The 16,839-nt window shown below is 33.8% G+C and carries 13 protein-coding genes; 3 read left to right on the forward strand and 10 right to left on the reverse strand.

Going from position 1 to position 16,839, the window contains the following annotated elements; translation table 11 throughout:
• Positions 1-8 precede the first annotated feature (8 nt).
• Complete coding sequence (locus MHI39_RS23355; RefSeq protein ID WP_342540320.1) at positions 9-620, reverse strand: class D sortase; 612 nt, start codon at positions 618-620, stop codon at positions 9-11.
• A gap of 217 nt (positions 621-837) precedes the next feature.
• Complete coding sequence (locus tag MHI39_RS23360) at positions 838-1,950, reverse strand: response regulator (protein WP_342540321.1); 1,113 nt, start codon at positions 1,948-1,950, stop codon at positions 838-840.
• Between the two features lie 516 nt (positions 1,951-2,466).
• Between MHI39_RS23360 and MHI39_RS23365 the strand changes: the two genes are divergently transcribed.
• On the forward strand, positions 2,467-5,268 hold the full coding sequence (locus MHI39_RS23365) for an ATP-binding protein (protein WP_342540322.1): 2,802 nt from the start codon (positions 2,467-2,469) through the stop codon (positions 5,266-5,268).
• Between the two features lie 11 nt (positions 5,269-5,279).
• Here MHI39_RS23365 and MHI39_RS23370 read toward each other — a convergent pair whose 3' ends face one another.
• The 4 genes from MHI39_RS23370 to ybaK all read right to left on the reverse strand — a co-directional run bounded on the left by MHI39_RS23370 (position 5,280) and on the right by ybaK (position 10,242).
• On the reverse strand, positions 5,280-6,404 hold the full coding sequence (locus MHI39_RS23370; RefSeq protein ID WP_180213078.1) for a response regulator: 1,125 nt from the start codon (positions 6,402-6,404) through the stop codon (positions 5,280-5,282).
• Between the two features lie 209 nt (positions 6,405-6,613).
• Positions 6,614-8,635: an EAL domain-containing protein gene (locus MHI39_RS23375; protein WP_342540323.1), complete on the reverse strand. Its 2,022-nt coding sequence runs from the start codon at positions 8,633-8,635 to the stop codon at positions 6,614-6,616.
• Positions 8,636-8,753: 118 nt separating this feature from the next.
• Entirely contained in the window at positions 8,754-9,572 is an 819-nt protein-coding gene (locus MHI39_RS23380; protein ID WP_342540324.1) for a methyl-accepting chemotaxis protein, read from the reverse strand.
• 193 nt (positions 9,573-9,765) lie between these two features.
• Positions 9,766-10,242 (reverse strand): Cys-tRNA(Pro) deacylase, encoded by a 477-nt coding sequence (gene ybaK / locus MHI39_RS23385; protein ID WP_180213080.1) that lies wholly within the window; start codon positions 10,240-10,242, stop codon positions 9,766-9,768.
• Positions 10,243-10,444: 202 nt separating this feature from the next.
• Between ybaK and MHI39_RS23390 the strand changes: the two genes are divergently transcribed.
• The gene (locus tag MHI39_RS23390) at positions 10,445-12,175 is read left to right on the forward strand and encodes a GGDEF domain-containing phosphodiesterase (RefSeq protein ID WP_259548191.1); all 1,731 of its coding nucleotides are present in this window, start codon (positions 10,445-10,447) and stop codon (positions 12,173-12,175) included.
• 72 nt (positions 12,176-12,247) lie between these two features.
• Here MHI39_RS23390 and MHI39_RS23395 read toward each other — a convergent pair whose 3' ends face one another.
• Both MHI39_RS23395 and MHI39_RS23400 read right to left on the reverse strand, forming a co-directional pair.
• On the reverse strand, positions 12,248-12,487 hold the full coding sequence (locus MHI39_RS23395; protein ID WP_342540325.1) for a 4Fe-4S binding protein: 240 nt from the start codon (positions 12,485-12,487) through the stop codon (positions 12,248-12,250).
• A 26-nt stretch (positions 12,488-12,513) separates the two neighbouring features.
• Complete coding sequence (locus tag MHI39_RS23400) at positions 12,514-13,134, reverse strand: superoxide dismutase (RefSeq protein ID WP_259548193.1); 621 nt, start codon at positions 13,132-13,134, stop codon at positions 12,514-12,516.
• 331 nt (positions 13,135-13,465) lie between these two features.
• Here MHI39_RS23400 and MHI39_RS23405 point away from each other — a divergent pair, with 331 nt between their 5' ends.
• Positions 13,466-13,891 (forward strand): VOC family protein, encoded by a 426-nt coding sequence (locus MHI39_RS23405; protein WP_259548194.1) that lies wholly within the window; start codon positions 13,466-13,468, stop codon positions 13,889-13,891.
• 135 nt (positions 13,892-14,026) lie between these two features.
• Here MHI39_RS23405 and MHI39_RS23410 read toward each other — a convergent pair whose 3' ends face one another.
• On the reverse strand, positions 14,027-14,899 hold the full coding sequence (locus tag MHI39_RS23410) for an ROK family protein (RefSeq protein ID WP_259548195.1): 873 nt from the start codon (positions 14,897-14,899) through the stop codon (positions 14,027-14,029).
• 218 nt (positions 14,900-15,117) lie between these two features.
• Complete coding sequence (locus MHI39_RS23415; protein ID WP_071975426.1) at positions 15,118-16,530, reverse strand: glycoside hydrolase family 1 protein; 1,413 nt, start codon at positions 16,528-16,530, stop codon at positions 15,118-15,120.
• Between the last annotated feature and the right edge of the window lie 309 nt (positions 16,531-16,839).

Below are 16,839 nucleotides of genomic sequence, written 5' to 3' on the forward strand. Positions count from 1 at the left end.
CCTCCTTATTAGTGATTTGTGCTTTTTAATTTTGCTTGCACGATTAATCGTTTTGGAGGATTTTTTTTACCTATGGGTGTACAAGTGACCAATGTTAGGTATGGTTCTTTTTTATCTGCTAATACTCCTACTTCTGTACGGTGAACAATAAACGATTGGTCAACAATAAATGTATAAACATTAGAATTTGCTTTAATAGTAATTTCATCACCACTAGTTAATTCATTTAAACGGTTAAATTGTTTACCATATGCTGCCCCACGGTGTCCTGCTAAACCAACATTTTGTACGCCAAGCTTTTTATTTGGCTCAATCATGCCAACACCATTACTAAGTGCTTGGGCATCGGCTCCTTCAAATATCAACATTTTTAGATTGATTTTTGGTATCTCAATTACACCTCTCGCACCAGAAATCTCATTGATCTCATCATCCGTAGGAGTTTTCTCAAGTTTTGTTGTAGAAATAGAATCTTCACCTTCTTCATAGCTGCCTAATTGCTCAAACGTTGCAATTAATTTCTCCTGTTTATCTTGAAACGCTTTATTTTGTGCCAAAGGATAAAAAAGAAAAACCAGTCCTAATAAAATGAACACAAGCCCCCAAATGATCCTCCTCATAACTATGTCGCCTCTCCATTCATTTTCTATCTATGCCTTCCATTCACTCCTTCATTGATTCAATTGTTTGTTTTACATTCCCCTAAATAGGAAATGCCTTGAAAATAGTAACCTTTCATTCTGAACAAATTCTGAACTTATTGATAATTACATTAATTACTCAGCATAAATTGAAAAAAACTGCCTATTTTGTTATAAAAATAAGCAGTTTTTTGAATCATTTCATATAATTTTCATACAAGTGAACTAATCTTGAAGGAACAGAAATCCCTAATTCAACTTCAAATATTTCAACAATCCACTCGTACAATTTCTTCATCTTTATGATGTTATTGGTTCTACCATAGTACTCAATAAACTGATACATGTAATTGACATTATACATATCTAAGGTCAGCATTTTTTCTAAACATTTTTCAATTAAATAACTGGGCATTTGAGTTTTCTTTGCTAAATTAATATATTGATTTAAAAAACTTAATACAGACTGTTTAATCCGATGCTGAACATGAAAAGCCCATGTATAGCCATCCTTTTCTAAGTAGTCGCCCTCATAAAGTTCAAGTACTCGTTCAATAGTTACTGGAGTTAACTCTCCTGATTTTATGATAGCTTCCAACTCTTCTATATCGCTATTTATAGAAATATTTAATTGATAATGATCATTTACTAATTTAATAGAGTGTTGAGCCCCTATCTCCTTTAATGTTTTACGTAATTGATAAACTGTTGTATGAAGGAGGGTAATTGCTTTCGTTATCTCTACTTCTGGCCATAGTTCTTCGATAATTTTTGTTTTATGAACTTGCCTTTCTCGATCATTCCACAAAAACACAAATAGCTCTTTAACCTTTCTTGTTCGCCATTTTACTTCGTTATTCTGAAAGTCTAATAGTCTAAAGCCATTCATAGTATAGACATAGAGTTTTAAATTTGTTCTCATCAAGGATGCTTTTTTTTCATAATATAAATCTATTTTTTCTTTCGTTTTCTCCATTGCTTTTTTTAACCGTGGCATATTTACAGGTTTTAATAAATAATCGATGGCATTCACATTGAAGGCTTCTAAGGCAAATTGTGGGTGGGCAGTGACAAAGATGATTTCAAGATGACTATATTCTGCCAATAGCTTTTCAGCAAATCCAATGCCATGGATCGGCCCCATATCCATATCATGCAAAATAACATCTACTTGCAAGCTGGATAATTCCTGATAAGCTACCTCTGGGTCTGTATATTTTCCTGCAATTACTATATCATCAAGTTTAGTTAACATAGATGCTAATACATTTAATGCAAGTACTTCATCATCAATCAATAATACTCTCATCGTCTTACCTCGTGTATTAGTATATTCACTTAATCATCTGTCAAACATTGAAGTAACACTAAGCATTAATTAAGTTAACTACGTTTTTTATTCACCTCCATTCTTCAATTATCTTATATTTAAACTTTACATGAACTTTAAGTTTTTTCCAAATTTTTATAATATGCTTATTTTTTACATAAAAAACCTACTTAACTACTATAGTAAGATTTTTATATTAATTATTGACTTTTTTTGTAAAGAACGTTGCTTTGGTAAAAGATTCAGAGATTGTAGCTCTTTTCTCAGTGAAATAAAGGGGTGAAACGTTTTCGACTGGATATGTATAAATAAGCACTTTACTTAAATAGCAACAATGTTTTGATAAAAGAGCCTAATTATTATATCCAATTATGTAAATATAGGATTATCACAGATTTATGTGCTATCATCTTATTACAATATTTAATAAATATGGTTCTTTTCATTCTTTTTTATACAAAAATGGAATAATGACATGGGGAATGAATCACTACAATGAAACAAATAAAAAAATATAAATGGGCCTTAATTATCGTTATATTTCTTATTTCAATAACAGCAATTCGCTTATTATGGATAGGCTTTCTAACACGTTTAGACTTCCCAGATAATCCCTCAGCAAATCATGGCATTTTAGATTTACGCGGATGGCAGTTTTCGGACAGAAAAACCCTTCAGTTAAACGGAGAGTGGGAATTTTTCCCCAACACTTTTATCACTACAAAAGAACAGGCTGAAAAAAGCAAAAAAGTTTATTTACATGTACCTCAAAAATGGGATGCACTATTTGAGAATGATAAAAAAAATTCATTACAGTATGGCACTTATAGACTTCGAATTTTGCTTGACGAACATAAACAAGACTTTGGATTTCGAGTAAGTGAGTTGAATAATGCTTCTGCTATATATGTGAATGGACATTTAATTGGGAAAACTGGACAACCTGCAAATACGCTTGAAGATCATAAAGGAAAAAACATCCCATATTCAGTATCCTTTACCCCAGAGAAAAAGGAAATTGAATTGCTCATACATGTTTCAAGCAATAGAGAAAAGGGAGGAATCATTAAGCCCATTCGTTTTGGTTTGATGGAAGCAATCAATTTTCGAAACTATTTATCAATAGGATTACAGCTTTTACTATGCGTTGTTTTATTATTACATAGTGTGTATGCAGTTATTTTGTATTTTATAGGTCCTTCCCCAAATAAGGGATTAATTTATTTTTCACTGTTACTCATATGTGCTATTTTCAGTGTCCTTGTTTCGGATGATAAACTACTTTTTAAATGGTTTTCCTTCGACTATAAGTGGTCAATTAAGATTCTTTTCTTATCTTATATTGGTGTCGGTGCATTTATTCCACTTGTCATTAATCAATTATTCCCTTCATACATCAACAGAAGGGCTTTACGCATTTTTATATCTTATTGTGTCTTGTATTCTTTATTTGTCATATTAGTACCACAAGATTTCATTTTACAATCATCAAAAGTGTTGCTTAGCTCAGCATTAATTTTTTCTGTTCTTATACCTGCAATAAATTTACGAAAAGCAACAACGGATATAGATGAAATTATCTTTCTAATTCTTGCTTGCTTAAGCATTGGGATCAATATTATTTGGTCCACTATCAAAACGAATGTTTCAATAGAATTGATGCACTATCCCTTTGACATGATATTAGCATTACTTTGCTTTGCTGCTTTTTGGTTTAAACGGTTTTTCCGAGTTTCATCCGAAGTGAAACAGCTTGCAGATAAATTACAGCTAGAGGATAAACGAAAAGATGACTTTTTAGTTAATACTTCACATGAACTTAGGAATCCATTATATGTAATCATGAATATGATTCAGTCAATCTTAGATGATAATGTGCATTCTATCAGTACCGAACATAGAAATCGTCTAAAAATATTAATAAATGTAAGTAAACGAATGTCTTTTCTTTTAAATGATATTCTTGATGTTGCTAGACTAAAAGAAAAAACCATTCAACTGCATTTGAGTAAGGTTCATCTACAAGCAGTAGTGATAGGCGTTATCGATATGACGAAACAAATGGTTGAAGGAAAACCGGTTCGCTTACAAATGAGTATTAGCAATACATTTCCTCCGATTAAAGCTGATGAAAATAGACTCGTACAAATAGTATTTAATTTAATTCATAATGCGATAAAATTTACAGATGAAGGTTCCATAACCGTTCGTGCAACATTAGCCAACGGAAAAGCTCAGATTTATATTGAAGATACTGGAATTGGCATTGATCCAGAAGCATTACAAAAAATATTCCAACCTTATGAGCAAGCATCCATCAATAATTTTAGGGATAGTGGTGGAATTGGTATAGGGTTAAGTATCTGTAAGGAATTAGTTGAGTTGCATAGTGGGACAATAACCGCTCATTCAGTTCCAGGTAAAGGCTCCACTTTCATTCTTACCCTACCTTTATTCAAAGAAGAGGATAATGAAGGGGAAAGCAGCAATTTATTCTTTGTAAATGATCATCTGGATACAATCGCAGCAGCAGAGGAAACACATGCAACTCAAATATTTACTGAAAAAAATATCTCCCTTTCGAAACCAAGGATTCTAGCGGTAGATGATGACACGATTAACTTAAACGTACTTACTACTATTCTCGGCGAAAAAGAATTTGATATTACTACATTAACAAGTGCCCGTCAGGCAATGGAGAAGATTGAGGTTCAACAATTTGATCTTGTTATCTCAGATGTTATGATGCCTCAAGTATCAGGTTATGAATTAACTCAGATGATTAGGAAACGTTTTTCCATTTCTGAACTACCTGTACTATTATTAACTGCCCGATCCCGAACAGAAGATATAGTAACAGGCTTTCAATCTGGGGCAAATGATTATGTAACCAAACCCGTTGATTCTTGGGAACTAAAGGCAAGAGTACACGGATTACAATGGGAGCTAGATCATACAACGGATCTATTTATTCCCCCCCTATCAATACAGCCATTGGTAGAAAATGCCGTTAAGCATGGAATTCTAAAAAAAGTAAAAGGCGGAGAGGTATGCATTCGGATAAAAATAGAAGCTAAATATACAGAGGTTTCTATTATCGATAATGGAATAGGGATGAACGAAGAAGAAGTTAGGAAACTCCTTATAAGAAAAGATTATTCGAAGAAAAGAACCGGTATAGGACTACAGAATGTTGACCGAAGACTAAAGCAGCTTTATGGAAGAGGACTCAAGATCCATAGTAAACCCGATGAAGGAACTTGCATAACCTTTCATATTCCTAATGGGGCTAATTGAAAATTTGTCTTTCAAATAGCCCTGTTTTCCTTCCATTGATTATACCAATATGTAATGGATTGATTAGGTTCTTCATTTAATTCTTTATATAATACTTCTTTTAATTGTTGGTATTGCTGATGAACGAATAAGCGATTATTCATTGAGGCAAATATTTTCATGAGCAGAAAATAAGCTTCTTCCACTAAAGGGTTTCTTGAAATGATATCGAATCCTATTTCCACTGCTCTTTCTAGTTCATGATTAGAAAAATACCAGTTTACTATTTTCAGCGAATTACTTACCCACAGTAATTGTAATCTTTGACGTTCACTTTCCGCCCATAAATAATCATAACCTTGTAGATACTCCCCCTTGTATAAACCAAGTACTCGCTCATATTCCCCAATCGTATCCTTAGAAATGGGCACTCCAGTTTGTATAAAGTTTTCAAACCTATCAACATCAACATCTACATTCTCCAAGGTTATTAAGTATCCTTCAGATATATTTTTTATTGATATATAATTGCTAATAGCTCCAAGCGTTTTCCGTATATGGTAAATAGCAGTATATAGCTGTGCAAATGCCTTTTTGGGCTCATACTCACGCCAAAGTAACTCTACTAGTTGTGCTTTACTAATGATTGTTCCTCTGTGATGGACCAAGTATAAGAATAACTGGAGAACTTTATTTGTTCGCCATTGAAGCTGTAATACATTATTGCTCGAATCTGTAATGATTCCTTGCTGGAACATACATATGTGCAAAAGCTCTGATTTACCTAAAATTTGGTCAGGAAATTTTTGTTTGATCCGTTCAACCGTATTTAATAATCGTTCTTTTCGCACAGGCTTTAAAATATAATCAAGAGCATTTAATTCAAATGCCTTAATCGCAAAATTATCAAAAGCAGTAACAAACACTATGCTTAATTTAGGTTTCATTTCTAACAGCTGTTCTGCTAGTTCAATTCCATTTATTTCTGGAATTTGAATGTCCAAAAAAACGATATCCACATTATTATTTTCGATAGCTTCTTTTCCTCTAAAGGGATCTAAATATTTACCTACTATTTGAAGGTCTGTTATGTTTAGTAGGAGTTGCTCTAAATAATCTAATGCTAACTGTTCATCATCAATTATAATCGCCTTCATTGCACCCTCCATTAGCACTCTTCATCATGATATTAGGTAAAAAGGTATTTTAAAACATGGTACATACTATTTTACTATTATTCTAAGGATTTAAACAAAATAAAGATATCATAAATTGACAATAATAAAATAAGTCTGCTTTTAATTGCTATGTTCATAAAACATACCATTCAAAAAAGCAGACTTCCCTATTAACTATACTAATATAACTAGTTTAATGGAACCAATTCATTCGATTGAATCCATTTATCAACTTCTTTATTTTCCATTGGCTTACTGTAAAAATACCCCTGCATAATCGTGCATCCTAGTTGAGTTAATGATTCAATATGTTCTTTATTTTCTACTCCCTCAGCAATGACATCTAATTGCAGAGTTTCAGCCATTAAAAGGATTGCATGGATAATTGCACGCTTACTAGGTGTTTCTAAATCATTTGTAAAAAGACGATCTAATTTAAGTGAATCAATGGGGATTCGGTCTAATAATCCAATTGAAGAGTATCCTGTACCAAAATCATCCATTGAAATCTTGACTCCAAGTCCTCGAATCACTTCCAGTTGTCGAATAATGTCATTAATATCGTATAATACCATCGATTCAGTAATCTCCAGCTCTAGCAATTGTGGATCTAATTCTATCTTTTCTAACACTAGTTGAACAAAGTCGGTTAAATTATCTGTTTGAAAAAGTTTAAGAGAAAGATTGACTGATACAGGATGAGCTTTCCCTGGAGTTTGCCATTGTTTGCATTGATGGCATGCTTCTTCTAAAACCCATCTTGTGATTGGCACAATGATGCCTGTCTCCTCAGCTATCGGAATAAACTCATTTGGAGAAACTATCCCAAGCCGCGGATGATTCCATCGTATTAATGCCTCAAAACCTACTAGACTGTTAGTTTTTACATTCCACTTTGGTTGGTAGACTAGATAAAATTGATTATCCTCTAGAGCTCTTTGTAAATCCTTTTCGAGTTCCATTTTTCGGATTTCCTTCATACCCATGATCTCGTTATATACGCAATATTGGTTTTTCCCCAATTCCTTTGCTCGATACATGGCAGTATCTGCGGTCTTCAGAAGCATTGAACGATTGGATTCTTTAATCGAGCCGATACTAATTCCGATACTGCCAGTCACATACAATTCATTTCCATCAATAGGATAGACAGCTTTCACACTCATCAAGATTTTTTCGGCCAAATGTTCCGCTCGTTCTTGATCACATTCTTTTATAATGATTAAAAACTCATCACCACCAATTCTAAACACCTGTTGGTCACTTTTAATAAACTTTCGTAAACGGTTCCCCACTTCGTGTATAAGTAAATCACCGAAATCATGGCCAAGAGTATCATTTATTAACTTAAATTGATCAAGATCTAAAAATAAAACCCCAATGGTTTCATTTCCACTATACGTATCAAAAAAACGATTCATTTCGTTACGATTTGGTAAGCGTGTAATGGTATCTTGATAGGCTAACTTCTCTAAAACAGTTCGGTCAAAGAAAACTGCCCCCCAGGATACAAATAAAATAATAAATATCGTTACAGTAACTCCATATAACAAAAAAGAATCAGTTATTTGCTCTCCATCCATCATTATGTGGGAATGAACGTGGAATCTCATCGCTTTCATTCCTGTATAATGCATTCCACAAATGGCAATACCCATTACAATAGCAGACAACCATTTTAACCAAATAGATGAAGATTGGCTTCGAAAACGATAAAATAAGAATAAAGCAGCAAATGAAGCAACTAGAGCAATAACAACAGACAAGGTCAGAAGAACTTTGTCATATGAGGGTTCAACATTCATTTTCATCGCTGCCATTCCCATATAGTGCATGGTGACAATCCCGCCACCCATAAAAACGCCACCAATGACAATTTTATACCAATTAATATCCTTTTCCTTCATAATATAAAAAGCAATAAGTGAAGAAAGGAAACTGGCTAACATAGAAAACAGGGTGAGCCGTACATCATATTCCATTTTCATATGATAATCCAGAGCAAGCATCCCAACAAAATGCATGGACCACACACCACTACCCATGACAAAAGACCCTGCTAACAGCCAAAAAAATTTCGCCTTTCCCTCTGTATATGAAATTTTCCCTACGATATTCAGTGCAGAAAATGATGCCAATACTGCTATAACAATTGAAAGAGCTACAATATAGAAGTTATAACTTCCCTCTAAATACATTTCTTTTCTCATCCGCCTTTAATAGGTGATTTAAGATTTATTCAATTATTATGACATACACAACTATACAATATCTATACAACACTATGACAAATTCAAAAAGGGTGAAATTAGGTAAATATTATTAAATTTACATATCTTCAAGTTCCTGCATTATTTGATTAGATTCTAATTGAGTAGTTACTACAATATCCTCTAAGTTGTGAGTGATTTCGCTTACCTTGATTACTTCATTTGATATGTTTTCTACATTCTCATTGACCATTTTAATTGCATCATCTACTTGACCCGATAATTTACGGACTTCATCCGAAACAACTTTAAACCCTCGACCGTACTCTCCCGCTCTTGCTGCTTCAATTGCTGCATTCAGAGCTAACATATTTGTTTGTGAAGATATTTTATGAATCAACCTAGATACTTCACTAATTAGCTCAGTTTGGCTTTTTAATGATTGAAGTGCTTTCATATTTTCCTGAGAATTCGCCATTACTTTATTTACTAGATTTTCAGGCATCGCCTTTAATTTTGAGACAATTTCAGTTGTTTTGTTTTCCCTTTCTGTAATATTTGTAGCTATTTTTAAGACAGCTTCCACTTGACCTTTTTCATCTAGAATAGGAACATATGTCGCTTCAAGCCATAATCGATTTCCTGTTTTCCCAACACGTTCAATCTTTCCTTGAAATTTTTCACCTTTACTGAGTTTCTCCCATAATTCCTCATATTCTTTACTGGTGCTAAATTCAAGTGTACAGAATTGTTTATGCTTCATATGTATCATTTCATAAGGTTGATAACCTAATGTTTGTGCAAAGTTATCATTTACCCAGATCACTTCGCCCTTCATATTGAATTCAACCATCGCTAAATTTATTTCCAATGCGGATAATACCGCTACATTATCCAAAATTTGTTTGCTTTGATTTTTTATTGAAGAAATATTCAATATCTTTCTCCCCTTATATGATATTAGTTTGTACTATGACATGTTGAACTCTACATTTTCTCTACATTCCTACGATAAAATAGCGTATAGGTCAACATGATGGAGAATGTAACTGTAAATCTTAATCATTTAAGGGGCAAAAGTAAAAATATAAAATAATCGCTATAACTAAAAAAACTCAAATAAATCACCTTTACTTAGTTAAATGATCTACTTGAGCATTTGTTACTTTTATGAAATCTTCTATATTCATTTCAATCTGAGCACCAATTTTCCCACCACTAATAATAATTGTTTCTAAGTTTCTTATACTTTCATCAACACAAGTAGGATATCGTTTTTTCATACCTATGGGGGAACATCCACCACGAATATATCCTGAAACTTTCATAATATCCTTAACAGGTATCATTTCTATTTTTTTCTCTCCGACAGCTTTAGCAGCTTTTTTTAGGTCAAGCTCCAATTCTACGGGAATAATATAAACATAATATGATCCACTTGTACTTTGTGAAATCAAGGTTTTATAAACCATTTTAGATTCCTTATTAATTTTACATGCAACAGACAGACCATCAATTTTTCCATCATCGGCCATATAGGATAGCACCCTATAATGAACTTTTTCTTTATCCAATATCCGCATGGCATTCGTCTTAACTATTTTCATATGTTCCTCCAAGAAATGATTTACATTATTGTATCACTTTTTTAAAGAAACACCCATTTTAAAACTATAGAATACATACTTCCCTCACCCACATTAGCACATCATGCATAATTTTAATCACTTTATCCTAAGTGAAAATTAAGTATAATTAAGCATATTGATATAAATGTTTACGTTATATAAATGGAGAGAGGGATCTTTTATGAATGAATCCAACCGTAGAAACCACGAAATGCAATATCTTAACATAAATAAACTTAGTAACCAACCTTCTCCCGAATTAATTAAAGAAATGATTGATATCAGATTTGCCTTAGACCAATCAACTATTGTGGCAATTACAGATCAAAAAGGAACGATCATTTATGCTAATCAGAAATTCTGTGACATTTCAAAATACAAGAAGGAAGAACTAATTGGGCAAAATCATCGAATACTCAATTCTGGGTACCACCCAAAAAGCTTTTTTAAAAACATGTGGAAAACGATTGGTATTGGTGAAGTTTGGTCTGGAGAAATTAAAAACATGGCAAAGGACGGGTCCTTCTATTGGGTTCATACGACCATCGTCCCTTTTTTAAATGAAAAAGGGAGGCCTTATCAATATATTTCCATACGTTATGATATTTCTGAGCTAAAAAAACTCGAAGAACAATTGATTTATCATTCATATCATGATGAATTAACCGGATTACCCAATCGTCGCTATTTCAATGAAGAACTCAATACTTGGTTAAGTATGAAAAGCCAAACAAACCAACTAGCAATTATCTTTCTTGATATTGATCGATTTAAAAATGTCACAGATACATTAGGGCATTCGAAAGGAGATTATCTACTAAAATCAATTTCTAAGCGCTTATCCCGGCATTTTAATGGGATTGCAGATGTTTATCGGTTTGGTGGTGATGAATTTACCATTGTTGTAAAAAATCGATCACTAGATGAAGTAAAAGAAATTACTCGACGAGTAAAAGCACTATTTAAAAAACCATTTACATTACATAATAATCCATATTACTTTAGTGTAAGTATTGGCATTAGCCTTTCACCACAGGACGGATCGGATATCGAAACATTAGTTAAAAAGGCAGATATTGCTATGTATAGAGCAAAGGAAGCTGGAAATAATTCAGTTCAATTTTTTAAAAATGAAGCACATGAAGCTTTATCTAAAAATATGAAAATCGAATCGGCATTAAGACAGGCAATTGAAAAAAAAGAATTTATTCTACACTATCAACCCCTTGTTGACTTAAATAATCAAGCAATCATCGGCGTAGAAGGTTTAATCCGTTGGAATCACCCAACATTGGGCATTATTCCACCATCAGAGTTTATACCAATAGCTGAGGAAACAGGGCTCATTATTCCAATAAGCGAATGGGTTCTAGATGCTGCATGTCAGCAAATTCAGCATTGGCAGAATTCAGGTTTACCTCCTATCAATATCGCCCTAAATCTGTCTCCCTATTTATTCGAAATAGATGGACTAGCCAAGACAATTCAAAGGATGATTCAGCAATATGAAATTAAACCCAAATTACTTGAACTTGAAATTACTGAGAGTATTATGCAAGATCCCGATAGGGCCTTGTTTATATTAAAAGAACTCAAATCCCTAGGAGTTTCACTTTCAATTGATGATTTCGGTACAGGATATTCTTCTCTTTCCTACTTAAGACGTTTCCCTATAGATACGTTGAAAATTGATCGATCTTTTATTGGGGATATTAAAAATGATGATGGAGTACTTGTAGAAACCATTATTATGATGGCTACTCATTTAGGATTAAATGTTATTGCTGAAGGTATCGAAACGAAAGAACAATTACAGTTTTTAATGGACGTTTCCTGCCCAATTGGCCAAGGCTATCTTTTTAGCCGTCCGATACCTGGAGAGGACATCCCAAATCTATTTCAAAAATTATAATAACAATTAGGAAGCAATTAAAAGGTGTCTCTATAGACACCTTCGCTCCACATAGAAAACTTTACAGTTTAATCAAAGAATCCCAAAAAACCTTTCTGCTTTTTCTAAATAAGGTTGTTGTTGATCAGTTAAATCATATTCTTCAAAAATTGCATCTACCGGACATACAGATACACAAGCCCCACAATCAATACATAGATCTGGATTGATAAAGTATTGGTCAGGACCTTTCTCAATGCAATCGACTGGACAAACGGTTACACATTCTCCTGCTTTCTCCGCTTCACATGGACTTGTAATAACGAAGGCCATATTCTCCCTCCTCCATTCATCTTCTATTAGTTTATGGCTTGCTCATATTTTTCAGCTACTACATCCCAATCAATAATATTGAAAAAACTCTCAATATATTCCGGTCTTCTATTTTGATAGCTTAAATAATATGCATGCTCCCAGACATCAAGACCAAGAATAGGTGTTTTGCCTTCCATAATCGGATTATCCTGATTTGGTGTGCTCATTACTTCCAATTGACCATTCTTATTAACAACAAGCCATGCCCAACCAGAACCAAAACGAGTGGTTGAAGCATCAGCAAATTGTTGTTCAAAGATGCTAATATTTCCGAACGTTTCATTTAACACCTCTGCTAATTTTCCTGAAGGGGCAGATGCCTCTTTAAACGGAGCAATAATCTCCCAGAAAAGTGTGTGATTAAAATGTCCTCCACCATTATTTCTAATGGCTGTTCTAATATCTTCAGGTAATGAACCTAAATCACTAAGTAATTCTTTTAATGATTTACTTTGTAACTCACTTTTCCCTTCTAGTGCAGCATTTAACTTATCTACATATGTTTGATGATGTTTGCCATAGTGAATTTCCATTGTTTGCTTGTCTATGTATGGTTCCAATGCATCAAATGTATATTTTAATTTTGGTAGTTCATATTTCCCCATTCTCCAGTTACCTCCAATATTATGTTTTATACTTTTTATATTAAAATGTATAAAAAGTATAATAAAATAGTACTTCATATCAAACCCAAAGTCAATTTAATCATTCGACTATTTTACTGTACAAATGTCGAAAAGTTTTTTATATCATGGCAGATATTTATTCTGAAAAATATTTTAATTCCGCAAACTACTGGTTAAAATAAATGTACATCATTTTTTATGAATGTTATCTACTATTTTGTGTCTACTATTTTAATTGGATATACATACTTACAATTTAATCGAAAATAGTCTTCTGAATGATCATGAATTCACTAAAGGAGTGAAGTTAATGTCTCTTAACGTATATTTAGTCTTTAATGGAAATTGTCGTGAAGCAGTCGAATTCTATGCGAAAGTTTTCGATACAGAAACACCACAAATAATGAGTTTTGCGGATTCACCACCGAATCCGGAATACCCATTACCAGAGGAAGCAAAAAATTTAGTCATGCATGCGCGTCTTACTATAAACGGAAGTACTGTCATGTTTTCTGATACATTTCCTGGTATGCCATTCACTGTTGGAAACAATATTAATCTATCCATCATTAGTCAAAGTAAAGATGAAATTACAACATATTTTCATCGATTAAAAGAAGGAGGAACGGTGGATATGGAGCTCCAAGAAACATTTTGGAGTAAGTGCTACGGACAAGTAACAGACAAATTTGGTATCCCATGGCAGTTAAGCTATGAAAGCGAAGAAAATAAGTAATAAATTATAAATTCAAATGGGTTCCAATTTTATAAGAAATATGGAACCCATCCTTATATTTATTAACCATTATTTTGACGGTAGCGAGAAATGGACTTTTCATTTCTCGTATTTTTTACTTATATTTTTTCCCCATTAGCTCTGAATCTCTTCTTTGACAGCTTGATATGCCAGCAAAAGAGCGCCTGTAATCCCTGCGTGATCTCCTAGCCCTGGACTTACGATATATGTCTTTAGATCAGGTAAGGTGACATAATCATTTAGCAACTCCTGAAGATACTTATATATAGAAGCAAACACTTGCTTCTGCTTCATCACTCCACCACCTAAAATGATTCGTTTTGGTGATATGATTAAAATATATTGCATAAGAGCTTGTGCAATATAGTAACCTTCTAAATCCCATACTTCCTTCTGATCTACTAAATCGATTCCTTTTTTGCCCCATCGCTCCTCAATAGCAGGTCCGGCTGCGAGCCCCTCTAAGCAATCTTTATGATAAGGGCATTTCCCATGATACTTATCATTATGATGACGCCTTACTAAGATATGTCCCATTTCAGGATGGGATAGACCTTGAAGAAGTTTCCCCTGAACAACAGCACCTGCACCAATTCCAGTACCAACTGTAATATATATGCAACTGTCCAATCCCTTAGCCGCTCCAAGAGTCGCTTCCCCTAAGGCAGCTGCATTTACATCAGTATTGAAACCAATCGGAAGAGAAAATGCATCCTTTAATGCTTGTACAATTGGATAGTTTCTCCACGGTAGTTTAGGTGTAGTGGTGATCATTCCATAGTTTGGACTTTCAGAATTTACATCAATTGGTCCAAATGAACCGACCCCGATAGCATTTAATGAATGTTTCTTAAAAAATCCGATGACCTCAGTCATTGTCTCTTCAGGCACTGTTGTTGGGATCTGCAACCGGTCAATAATATTCCCCCTTTCATCTCCTACTGCACAAACGAATTTTGTTCCACCAGCTTCAATTGCACCAAACATTTCAGCTTCCTCCACTATTTCTTATTTATATTGATGTTTTGTCAAATACCCGTAGGAAATGAAACAGGGCACCAATTAAATTTGCATCATTCTCGAACTGACACGCTTCAATAGTGCTAAAGATCTTTTCTCGAACAAATGAAGGGAATGACAGTCTTCAACGATATTTGTTAAATCTTTACCTAAATAACAATAATAGTTGAAAAAAGAGCCTTAGTTTAAAATCCATTATTTTGTGAGACTTCTTTATACCATTTCCCTGATTTCTTAATCGTTCTTTTTAAATTATTATTCAAATCTACTTCGACTAATCCATATCGATTCTTATAGGCATTTGTCCATGACCAGTTATCCATGAACGTCCAAAGGTGATAACCTAAGCAATTCGCTCCCTCACCAATACCTTTATGCACCCACTTTAAGTGTTCTTGGATAAACTCAATCCGATAATCATCCTCAATATACCCTTCATCATTACGGAATTTTTCTTCTCCCTCAACACCCATTCCATTCTCTGAAATAAAAAATGGGATATTCTCATAATGGTCACGAAGATCGATCATTATGTCATATATAACTTCCTCGCATATTTCCCAGCCACGATGAGGATTGATTTTCCTTCCAGGCATAATATAAGGATCAAATAGATGTTCAGGCATAAAGGCTTCATCTTCTGGTACGGGGGATTCCTTTGCTTTTACTCGGCGTGGCTGATAATAGTTCACTCCTAAAATATCAATTGGATTGTTTTTTATGACAGATAAATCCTCAGCTTCTACGTTTGGTAGTAGTTCTCTTTCACGTAAGATATCAATTAATTCTTTCGGATACTCTCCTTTTGTTACAGGATCAAGGAAACTACGGTTAAAGAATAAATCCGCAATATGAGCAGCTTTTACGTCGACAGCATCCAAACAGCGTGGATAAGATGGGGTCAAATTAAGAATAATACCTATTTTTCCATCTATATTTAATTTTTTAAAAACCTCAACTGCCTTTGCATGAGCGACAATGGTATGATGAGCAACCTGTGCTCCTCTTTTGAAATCTACTACTCTTGGATAATGTAAATCATATAAATATCCTGCCTCGACTGGGACAATAGGTTCATTAAATGTAAACCAATACTTCACTCTATCCCCAAATAATTGAAAACAATTTTCTGCAAATTTCACGTATGCCTCAATGACTTCCCTACTTTCCCAGCCACCCTTCTCCTGCATACACATAGGCATATCAAAATGGTATAAATTCAAGAAAGGTTCTATATCATTAGCAATTAGTTCATCGATGACGTTATTATAAAAATCAACCGCCTTCTGGTTCACTTGTCCGATCCCATCTGGAATCAATCGCGACCATTGTATAGACGTTCGAAAGGAATTATGTCCCGTTTCTTTCATTAGTTTAATGTCTTGCTTATACCGATGATAGAAATCAGATGTATGCTCTGGGCCCACTTCATTATAGAAACACCCTGGCTCGACACTGAACCAATAATCCCATATGCTCGGTTTTCGACCGTCACATTGTGAGGCACCTTCTGTTTGTGGACCTGATGCAGCACTTCCCCACCAGAAATTCTTTGGAAAGCGATAGGTTTCTTTCGTACCTTGTAAATTATTTAGCAACGTTCATCACCCCTTCTACAATAATCTATTACTGTTTTCTCTCATTATATGTATTGTTTTCATGGGGTGTAGCTCCAGCATTCTTCTTAAATTGCTTATATATGATAGGTCGTATCAACTGTTGGCCCAATGTTTTAAATGATATCCTGGAGCATAATGGGAATTTATAAACTAAAGACATTTCGTACAATTGGGCTTCGCATATTCACTAGATACTTGTATCGAACTCATAAAAATTATCACCCTAAATATATAGTATCGCTGCTAAAATAGTATTTTATCTACGTACAAATCAAGCACAATTTCCGG

Source organism: Heyndrickxia sp. FSL K6-6286, assembly GCF_038630395.1.
GTDB lineage: Bacteria > Bacillota > Bacilli > Bacillales > Bacillaceae_C > Heyndrickxia > Heyndrickxia oleronia.